The sequence below is a fragment of the Phenylobacterium sp. genome (genome assembly GCF_044371015.1).
Taxonomy (GTDB): domain Bacteria; phylum Pseudomonadota; class Alphaproteobacteria; order Caulobacterales; family Caulobacteraceae; genus Phenylobacterium.
Map to the genome: position 1 here is coordinate 1 of NZ_JBILUK010000130.1, position 8,660 is coordinate 8,660.

Annotated in this window: 10 protein-coding genes; 1 reads left to right on the plus strand and 9 read right to left on the minus strand. The window is 69.2% G+C overall.

Annotated elements, in window-relative coordinates:
- From ACIQ3R_RS11565 to ACIQ3R_RS11595, 7 genes are all read right to left on the minus strand, one after another.
- The coding region (locus ACIQ3R_RS11565) for an SDR family NAD(P)-dependent oxidoreductase (protein WP_397418613.1) at positions 1–401 on the minus strand (401 nt) is incomplete at its 3' end.
- 99 nt (positions 402–500) lie between these two features.
- The gene (locus tag ACIQ3R_RS11570; RefSeq protein ID WP_397418615.1) at positions 501–1,439 is read right to left on the minus strand and encodes a hypothetical protein; all 939 of its coding nucleotides are present in this window, start codon (positions 1,437–1,439) and stop codon (positions 501–503) included.
- Positions 1,436–2,428 (minus strand): alpha/beta hydrolase, encoded by a 993-nt coding sequence (locus tag ACIQ3R_RS11575; protein WP_397418617.1) that lies wholly within the window; start codon positions 2,426–2,428, stop codon positions 1,436–1,438. Before ACIQ3R_RS11575 ends, ACIQ3R_RS11570 begins: the two co-directional genes overlap by 4 nt.
- An 11-nt stretch (positions 2,429–2,439) precedes the next feature.
- Positions 2,440–4,353, minus strand: a complete 1,914-nt coding sequence (gene dnaG / locus ACIQ3R_RS11580; RefSeq protein ID WP_397418619.1) for a DNA primase — start codon at positions 4,351–4,353, stop codon at positions 2,440–2,442.
- 103 nt (positions 4,354–4,456) lie between these two features.
- On the minus strand, positions 4,457–5,332 hold the full coding sequence (gene sigJ, locus ACIQ3R_RS11585) for an RNA polymerase sigma factor SigJ (RefSeq protein WP_397418621.1): 876 nt from the start codon (positions 5,330–5,332) through the stop codon (positions 4,457–4,459).
- Between the two features lie 11 nt (positions 5,333–5,343).
- Complete coding sequence (locus tag ACIQ3R_RS11590; RefSeq protein WP_397418623.1) at positions 5,344–5,889, minus strand: hypothetical protein; 546 nt, start codon at positions 5,887–5,889, stop codon at positions 5,344–5,346.
- 2 nt (positions 5,890–5,891) lie between these two features.
- Entirely contained in the window at positions 5,892–6,302 is a 411-nt protein-coding gene (locus ACIQ3R_RS11595; RefSeq protein WP_397418625.1) for a hypothetical protein, read from the minus strand.
- 142 nt (positions 6,303–6,444) lie between these two features.
- On the opposite strand from ACIQ3R_RS11595, the gene carA reads away from it, so the two are divergent.
- On the plus strand, positions 6,445–7,614 hold the full coding sequence (gene carA / locus ACIQ3R_RS11600; protein ID WP_397418627.1) for a glutamine-hydrolyzing carbamoyl-phosphate synthase small subunit: 1,170 nt from the start codon (positions 6,445–6,447) through the stop codon (positions 7,612–7,614).
- A 40-nt stretch (positions 7,615–7,654) separates the two neighbouring features.
- Here carA and ACIQ3R_RS11605 read toward each other — a convergent pair whose 3' ends face one another.
- A complete protein-coding gene (locus tag ACIQ3R_RS11605; protein ID WP_397418629.1) occupies positions 7,655–8,047 on the minus strand; it encodes a GxxExxY protein in 393 nt (130 codons plus the stop codon).
- Between the two features lie 90 nt (positions 8,048–8,137).
- Positions 8,138–8,660: anti-sigma factor domain-containing protein (locus tag ACIQ3R_RS11610; RefSeq protein WP_397418631.1), on the minus strand; the 523-nt coding region annotated here is incomplete at its 5' end.

The window sequence follows — 8,660 nt, forward strand, 5'->3', positions numbered from 1 at the left end:
CCGGACGCGCGCATCAGCGGGATCGAGTGCTTCACGCCCAGGAACACGCCGTCGAGGTTGATGGCGGTCTGCCGGCGCCAGTTCTCCAGCGTCATCTCCAGAACCGAGCCGCCGATCCCGATGCCGGCGTTGTTGACCAGGATGTCCAGCCGGCCGTGGCGCGCCCGGATTCCGGCGACGACCGCCTGCCACTCCTCTTCCTGGGTGACGTCGTGATGAATGTACTCGGCCTTGCCGCCCGCCTTCAGGATGCCAGCGACCACCTCGCCGCCCATGGGGTCCTGGATGTCCGTGACCACGACGGTCGCGCCTTCCTCGGCCAGACGCTCGGCGCAGCCGCGACCGATCCCGCTCGCGCCGCCTGTGACCAGCGCGACCTTGCCTTCAACCCGACCGGCCATGGCGTTCTCTCCTGTTTCTCTGAGTAAGGACCCTAGCGCGCCCGATCCGGCGCGAACAATCGTGCCGTTGGGGGAAGTCCCCGCTGCGGCGGCTGCGGCCTAGGCGCGGGACCTCGCGGCCGCGCAGATGTCCGGCGGGCCGGGCCAGTCATTGAGGACCCCGACGACGGGCGCGCCACCCACCTCGCCGCGCACGAAGCTCCCCTGCCAGGCGCGGCCGTGGATGGGGATCTCGTAGCGGGTGAGAGCCTCGAAGCGCCCGGGCAGGGCCGGGGCGTCCTTAAGCTTCCAGGTCGCGGCGCGGGTTTGCCCGGGCGGGTCGAGGACGAGGTCGGCGATCGCGGACTCGCGACCACCGAGAATCCAGCCGCCGGCGGCGCCCTGATTGACCAAAAGGCTGGTTGCGGCGCGGTCAGCGCCCGCGAGCCAGCCGTAGCAGAAGGGCGTATCGAAACGCGGCGCCTCCTGGCGCTGCTCGTGGAACTTGGCCGGACCCGTGTGCCGCAGGCGCCGGCCGCCGATGCGGATCTCGGCGTCCAGGCGACCATAGACCTCATCGCGGCCCTCCAGGACCTGGGCGACCAGGGCGCGCTCGGCCGTGAAGCGGCCTTCGATCCGGCCCCGCACCGGTCCGTCGCCGAGCGGGGCGCTCCGGCTCTTGTGAAATCCGAGGTCGGCCGAGAGGCGGACATTGGAAAGTCCGGGACCCCGACCCTCGCGGGCCAGTCGCGCCTTGAGCGGCGGCGCGAGATAGGTCGCGCTCTGCCCGTCAGCCAGCCGTTCGGGGCCGGCGGGGAGGTCGTGACGGGTGAAGGCGTAGAGGTCTTGGCCGACCAGCACGTGGCACCAGACCCAGGTGTAGCCCTCCACCGGAAAGCGGCAGAACCGGAGCGTCACCGCGCTCGACCCGTCGGCGGCGACCGACATGACCATGATCGATTCGGAATATGCGCGGCTGCCCTTGACGGCCGCATCGCGCGCCTGGGCTGAGAGCGGGGCCGCCAGGGCTCCGGCGACAAGGGTTCGACGGTCGATCATCTGGGGAGGCTCGTGGCGGGCAGGGGCGGGCGGGGTTCGCCATCGGGCACGCCCATCGATCGGCGGAGGCGCTCGATGGTCGCCTTCTGGGTCGCGAAGCTGGTGTCCGGGGGCGGCGGGCGCAGCACCTCGCGGTCTAGGAAGCGCAGGGCGTCGCGCATGCGCGGGTTCATGGTTTTGCCGAGGTGGTCTGCATTGCGCACCAGCCGGTACTCGTGGGGGATGTTGTGGTCCCACATCACGCGGTGCAGGAACTCCACGCCCTCATGCAGATTGAACATGTCGAGGTCGCCGACCTCGATATAGATCGCCAGCTTTGAGCCGACGATCCGGGCGCGGTTGTCGATCACCATGTTGGCGGGGTTGGCGCGGCGCCAGAGATCACGGTCCACCGGGTCGCCGAAGATCGATTTGAAGAAAGCGTCGTTGCGCTGAAAGCGGTTGCGCATCTTCACGTCGTCGAAGGCCAGCGCCGGCTCGATGCCGGCCTCCAGCGCGGCGAGGCCGCCGAACATCTCCGGATGGTTGAATCCGAGGCGCAGGCTGCCCAATCCACCCATGGAGATACCGGTGACCACGGTGGCCGAGCGTTCGGCCGACAGGCCGTAGCGGCGGCGAAGTTCCGGGACCAGCTCGGTGACGATCCAGGTCTCCCACTTCTGGGAGCCGTCCTTGAAGTCCATGTATAGGGAGCGGTCGACATCCGGCGTCACGGCCACCAGCGGCGGCAGGTCGCCGGCGCTCCAGGCGGCTTCGACGATGGGCTTCATGGAGCTGAGGAAGGTGTTGTCGCCCCCGCCGCCGTGCAGCATCAGCAGCAGGGGCAGCTTCTGGTCGGCGCGGTAGCCGTCGGGCAGCAGCACCGAGACCTTGACCGGTGACGGCACGAGTTTGGAGGCGAGCTCGATGGTCTCCAGCCGGGTCTGGGCGGCCGCGGCGCCGGTGAGCATCAGGCCCAGGGTCAGGACAGCGGCGAAGAGGCTGCGCATGGGATCTCCCTTCAGTGGGGTAGGACGGGCTTGGCGTCTTCGCCATTGGCCCAGTCGGTGTTGATCAGGCGGCGGAGGTGATCCCGGTCGGCCTTCAGCGCGGCCATGGCGGGATAGGCGGACGGATCGCGACCAAGATCGCTCACGGCCGCTTCGACCGCGCGCTCGAGGCTTTCCAGCTCCATCAAGAGGTTGAAGGCCTCACGCCAGAGTTCACGGGCCCGCTCTCCGGTCGCTTTCAGGAACGGGGCGGCGACGCCGGCGCGACCGGCCTCACGCTCGACCCGGCGGAGATCCTCGGCCGAGACGCCCTCAGCCTCGAGGCGGCGGAGCGCAGCGTCCATCTCCAGTTCGCCGGCTTCGTAACGGATGCGGACCAGCGCCTGGGCGAGCTTGTCGAGAGAATGGTCCCCGAAGCCGTGGGCGCCGATCCGCTCGATGGAGTCGTCGATGACGGCGGGATCGCGCACCGCGGCGAGGGCCAGGGCGGCGGGGAGGGCGCCGGCGCTGTGGCGCAGGCGCTGGGCGGCGTCCTTGGCTTCGGGCGTGGCGCCGGTGGGGGCTGAAGGTCTGCGGCGGTCCCAGCGGGCGCGGGACATCTCCCGCGCGGCGGCGCCCACGGTGTAGACCGGCTGGCGCGTCGGCCAGAGCGCCTCGTAGCGGGCCAGCAGGTCTTCCTTGTAGGCCTGGGCCAGGTCGGGATCGGCGATGGCGGCGGCCAGTCGCCGCAGCCGGACCTTGAGCGCTGTGCGCCGCTCGGGCGTGTCCAGAGGCTCGGTGTCGCGCTCGCGGATGAACAGCGCCTCGGCGAAGGCGGTCGTGCGGGAGAGCTGGGCCTTCAGCGCCGCCGGGCCCTGCTCGCGCAGCACGTCGTCGGGATCCTTGCCGCCTTCGACGATCGCGAACCGAAGACTGCGACCCGGCTTCAGGAGCGGGAGCGCGCGATCAATGGCCCGCGCCGCCGCCTGGCGGCCGGCGCGGTCGCCGTCGAAGCAGAGCGTCGGCTCGGGGTGGTGGCGCCACAGCGCCTCGATCTGGTCTTCGCCAAGCGCGGTGCCCATGGCGGCGACGGCCGGGACGCCCGCCCGCTGGCAGGCGATAACGTCCATATAGCCTTCGACCACCACCAGGGGCGGAGTTTCGCCCGAGGGGGCGGCGGCCAGGATCTTGCGAGCTTCCGAGAGGCCGTAGAGGTGGTGGCCCTTGTGGAAGACCACGGTCTCAGGGCCGTTCAGGTACTTGGCCCGGGCCTGGGGATCCATCGCCCGGCCGCCGAACGACACCACCCGGCCGCGCGCATCCAGGATCGGGAAGATGATCCGGTCGCGGAACCGGTCGTAAGGCGCGCCGCCGTCCTCCGGCGCGATCAGGAGCCCGGCTTCGATCAGGGCGGGGGCCATGGCGCCCTTGGAGACGAGATAGTCCTTGAGGCCCGTGCGGCCGCCCGGCGCGAAGCCGAGGCGGAAGCGCTTCCACTCGGACTCGGGCAGGCCCCGCCCCTCGAGATAGGCGCGCGCCTCGCGGCCGGCCGGGCGCTTGAGCTCGCCCTCGAACCAGAGGGCCGCGGCCTCCAGCCAGTCGCCCAGGCCCCGGCGTTTCTCTTCCTGCTCGATCCCGCGCGGATCGAGCGCCGGCAGCGGGACCCCGGCCTCTGCGGCCAGCCGCTCGACAGCCTCGGCGAAACTGAGCCGTTCGGTCTCTTGCAGGAAGGTGATCAGGTCGCCGGTCTTGCCCGACGAGAAGTCGAAGAACATGCCCTTCTCGTCGTTCACATAGAACGAGGGAGTCTTTTCCTTGTTGAACGGCGAGAGGCCGACGAACTCGCGGCCCTGGCGGCGCAGGGGCACGGTGCGGCCGATCAGGTCGCTGGGCCGAAGCCGCGACTTGATTTCCTCCACGAACCGTTCGTCGAACCTGCCGGCCATCGGACCCACGGCTACCTCAGCCAGAGCTGCGATGCGCTGCAGGCTGTGTACGCTCTCACGACCCCTGTGGACCGCTCGCCGCAGACTGTGGATGATTCGGGCGTCAGGTCCGGACGCGCGGTTCGCGAATGTGCGCCAGCTTGTCGGGGTTCGAGATCATGTAGATCGCGGCGACGCGGCCGGCGTCGTCGGCCTCGATGGCGATGACGGCGGGGCCATCGGCGAAGCGGCAAAGAAGGCCCGGCGATCCGTTGACCCGGACGCCCTGCACGCTCTGGAGCGTGGTAAGCGCGCCCCGCCAGCGGAGGCCCTGGTAGAGGCGCAGGACGTCCTCTCGGCCGCTCAGGACCCGAAGGGCGGCCTTGCGCTTGCCGCCGCCGTCGCTGATCAGGATAGCGTCCTCCGCCAACAGGGCGGCCAGGGCCTGGGGATCATCGCCGTTCGAGGCGGCGGCGAACGCCTGGGCGAGCGCCAGCGCATGTTCCGGGCTGACCGTAAAGCGGGGCCGGGCGTCTTTCACGTGCTTGCGGGCGCGGGCGGCGAGCTGGCGGACGGCGGGTTCGGAGCGATCGAGGGTCTCGGCCACCTCGCCATAGTCCTGGTCGAACACTTCGTGCAGCAGGAACACCGCCCGTTCGAGCGGCGAGAGGCGTTCGAGCGCCAGCAGGAAGGCGATGGACACCTCCTCGGCGCGCTCGACCGGATCCTCCATCGACTCGATCAACGGTTCAGGCAGCCAGGGGCCGCGATAGGCGTCGCGCCGGGTCTTGGCGGCGCGCAGGTGGTCGATGCAGACCCGGGTGGTGACGCGCACCAGCCAGGCCGTAGGGTCCTCGACGATCACGCCTGCGCCGCGCCAGCGCAGCCAGGCGTCCTGCACCGCGTCTTCGGCCTCGGTGACCTGGCCCAGCATGCGATAGGCTAGGCGCATCAGCCGGGGACGGCAGGCCTCGAAGGCTTCGATCTCAACGGTCCCCATGCAATCCGCCTCTATGCGGCGAGTCGTAGCGGCTTGAGCGTTTCGCCCGCCACCCGCACCTGCGAGCAGGTCAAGCCATGGCCGAGCGCATACTTCAAGGTTGGGTACATCCGGCCGCCGACCATCGACAGCGCGATCGCGGCGAGGCCGGTCTCGCCCCACCGGCGGCGAACCTCCTCACGCAGGGGATCGCAGGCCGACATGTCACGATCCAGACTGGCGCGGGCGAACCGCCACGCCAGCGCGGCGGTCTCGCCCATGGCCGCTTCGTCGCCGGCGATCACGGCGCGCAAGACCTCCGGGCGGACTCCGGCGCGTGCGGCGATATCGACGCTGATCTGCACGCAGGGCCCGCAGTCCTCCCGAAGAGTCGCTGAGACGCCGGCGGCGAACAACGCCTCGATCGGCGCGGCGCTCCGGTCAGGCGCGGCGGCGCCCAGACCGAACTTCACGAAGCTCCAGCGACTGGCTCTCAGAAGGTCGCGCAGATAGGCCGCGTCATAGGTGTTTTCCCGCTCGAACCGGTCGAGCCATCGGGACAGAAGATAGCGCAGCATGTTCAGTCCTTTTCTGCCGTGGCGAGGCGGGCGGGGGCGCCCAGGATGGCGAGGGCGAGGGGGATCGCGGCGAACAGGTGAACCCCAACCGCGTCCCGCCAGAGATCGGCCAGCGGCGACGCCCCGCATGAGGCGTCGTAGACATGGATGGCCGAATGCAGGGTGAGCCAGACGGCCGCCATGGCGAGGGCCGGCCAGGCCCGGACCGGTCGGTGGGCGTACCAGCCGAGCGCGAGGGCGCACATCAGATAGACCGCGCCCACGTCGCGGACGAAGTGCGCGTTGAACGGTCCCGTGGCGGGCACGCCGGGCACGGCGTCGTACCAGCCGAGCGGGGCCGCCAGCATCACAAGGCCATTGGCGCCCATCAGGAGCGCCATCAGGCCCGAAAGGCCCTGTTTCCACCGCGCCATCGGCGAGCCTCCATCCGGTTTCACATCCAGGACGGCCGGACTCTTCGTGGTGTGACATGACGCGTTGGGCCGGCAGTTGATTGACCCGCCCTCAGGGACTCACTACCAACGCGCCCGTTTGCCGCACTGGAAGGACCCCACCATGAGCCGTGACCTGTTGCCCGGCGTCACGGGCGTTCTGGTGCTCGCCGACGGGACCGTACTGCAAGGTCAGGGCGTGGGCGCGGTGGGCGAGGCGGTGGGGGAGGTGTGCTTCAACACCGCCATGACCGGCTATCAGGAAATCCTGACCGACCCGTCCTACATGGCCCAGATTGTGGCCTTCACCTTCCCGCACGTGGGCAATGTCGGGACCAATTTAGAAGACATCGAGCAGATATCGGGCGCGGCGGAGACGGCCGCGCGGGGCGCGATCTTCCGCGACCTGCCGACGCCGCCGGCCAACTGGCGGTCGGATGCGGACCTGGCTGTCTGGATGGCGCGGCGCGGGGTGGTGGGACTGGCCGGCGTCGACACCCGCGCCTTGACCCGGCGCATTCGCGAGCAGGGCATGCCGCATGCGGTGATCGCGCATCATCCCGAGGGCCGGTTTGACCTCGACGCCCTTACGGCGCGGGCGGCCGCTTGGAATGGTCTGGAGGGCCTGGACCTGGCCAAGGACGCCAGCTGCCTGCAGCCGTTTACCTGGGAAGAGGGGCTTTGGGACGGCGAGAGCGCCTATTCGCGTCCGGGCGCGCCCAGGTATGATGTCGTGGTGATCGACTATGGGGTGAAGCGCAACATCCTGCGGGCGCTGGCCTCTGTGGGAGCCCGGATCACTGTGGTGCCCGCAAGCACGCCGGCGGCTGAGATTCTGGCGCGGAACCCCGACGGGGTGATGCTGTCGAACGGCCCAGGCGACCCGGCGGCCACCGGAGCCTACGCCGTGCCGCAGATCCGCGCGTTGGTGGAGAGCGGCAAGCCGGTGTTCGGCATCTGCCTGGGCCACCAGATGCTGTCGCTGGCGTTGGGCGCCAGGACCGTGAAGATGGAACAGGGCCACCACGGCGCAAACCATCCCGTGAAGGACCTGACGACCGGCAAGGTGGAGATCGTGTCGATGAACCACGGCTTCACGGTGGACCGCGCGAGCCTGCCGGACCACCTGGAGGAGACCCACATCTCGTTGTTCGACGGCACCAACGCGGGCATCGCGCTGAAGGGTCGGCCGGTGTTTTCGGTGCAGCACCATCCCGAGGCCAGCCCGGGGCCGACGGACAGCCTGTATCTGTTCGAAAGGTTCGCGGCGCTGATGGACGCCGCCAAGGCGTAGCAAGAACCACGGAACTCACGGAACGCACGGAAGGCTTTAGTCAGCGAGCGAAGCGCTCGATCTCGACCCCGGCGGGGGCGCCGAAGTTCACGAGCAGGCCGACTTTGATCCGCGTCGCTCGGAGGTAGTTCAGGATTTGCGCCCGATGCTCGGGCGCGAGAACGCGAACTGCCTTGAGTTCGAGTATAACCTGATCAAAGCAAATGAAATCAGCGACGTAGGTTTGGCGAAGACGCACGCCCTGATAGTCGAGCGGCAGTGCAACTTGATCGCGGAATGGGATCTCCTGGCGTCGAAACTCGATGGCCAGACACTCTTGGTAAACAGCCTCGAGAAACCCCGAACCCATCGACTTGCGGACCTGAAAAACCGCCCCGCGAATTCGAAAAACCTCGGACTCCAGCAGCAAACGGGGTGCGGTTCGCGTGGTCATGACGCAGCCTATCGCAGACCAGCGTATAGAACAATGCGTGAACTCAACGGGCGACTTTTCAGTGAGTTCCGTGAGTTCCGTGGTTCAAACCTATAGGTTCGAGAGGGCGCCGACGGCGGTTATGGGGCCGGTGGGGCCGTCGGGGCTGGGCGATCCGCCCATGGGCTCGACCGAGACGGCCAGCGCTGCGCCGGCCGCCATCTTGGCCAGGAGTTCGGTCGGCAGCGGGATGATCTTGGCCTTACCCGCTTCCACGAAGCCCAGCGATTTGGGGTTTTCCTGGCCGGCGATCAGCCAGAGTTGCTGAACCTTGTCGCGCTCCACGCCCTCGGGCAGCAGCGAGGTGAGGATCAGCGCCTTGCGGTCGGGATCATAGGCCGCAACGAAGAGCGGCTGGGCCCGGCCGGACTGGCTCATCAGGCTGGCGGCCAGGAGCTGGCCCTGCGGGGCGACCGGCACGTCGCGATAGATTTCCTTCGGCGGCTGAGCGGCCAGGAAAGCGACCGCAGCGACACTGGCCGCCGCGAGGCTGAAGCCGCCTACGGCCGAGTTGCGCCAGAAGCGAACCCGGTTCAGCAGAGCGCCGTTGTCGTTGGCCGGCAGCAAGCGCTCG

Excerpts from the sequence above, each read along its gene's own strand:
- carA (WP_397418627.1), top strand. The coding sequence starts at position 6,445 with ATGAGCCGTGACCTGTTGCCCGGCGTCACGGGCGTTCTGGTGCTCGCC.
- dnaG (WP_397418619.1), bottom strand. The coding sequence starts at position 4,353 with ATGGCCGGCAGGTTCGACGAACGGTTCGTGGAGGAAATCAAGTCGCGG.
- ACIQ3R_RS11595 (WP_397418625.1), bottom strand. The coding sequence starts at position 6,302 with ATGGCGCGGTGGAAACAGGGCCTTTCGGGCCTGATGGCGCTCCTGATG.
- ACIQ3R_RS11570 (WP_397418615.1), bottom strand. The coding sequence starts at position 1,439 with ATGATCGACCGTCGAACCCTTGTCGCCGGAGCCCTGGCGGCCCCGCTC.
- ACIQ3R_RS11575 (WP_397418617.1), bottom strand. The coding sequence starts at position 2,428 with ATGCGCAGCCTCTTCGCCGCTGTCCTGACCCTGGGCCTGATGCTCACC.
- ACIQ3R_RS11605 (WP_397418629.1), bottom strand. The coding sequence starts at position 8,047 with ATGACCACGCGAACCGCACCCCGTTTGCTGCTGGAGTCCGAGGTTTTT.
- ACIQ3R_RS11590 (WP_397418623.1), bottom strand. The coding sequence starts at position 5,889 with ATGCTGCGCTATCTTCTGTCCCGATGGCTCGACCGGTTCGAGCGGGAA.
- sigJ (WP_397418621.1), bottom strand. The coding sequence starts at position 5,332 with ATGGGGACCGTTGAGATCGAAGCCTTCGAGGCCTGCCGTCCCCGGCTG.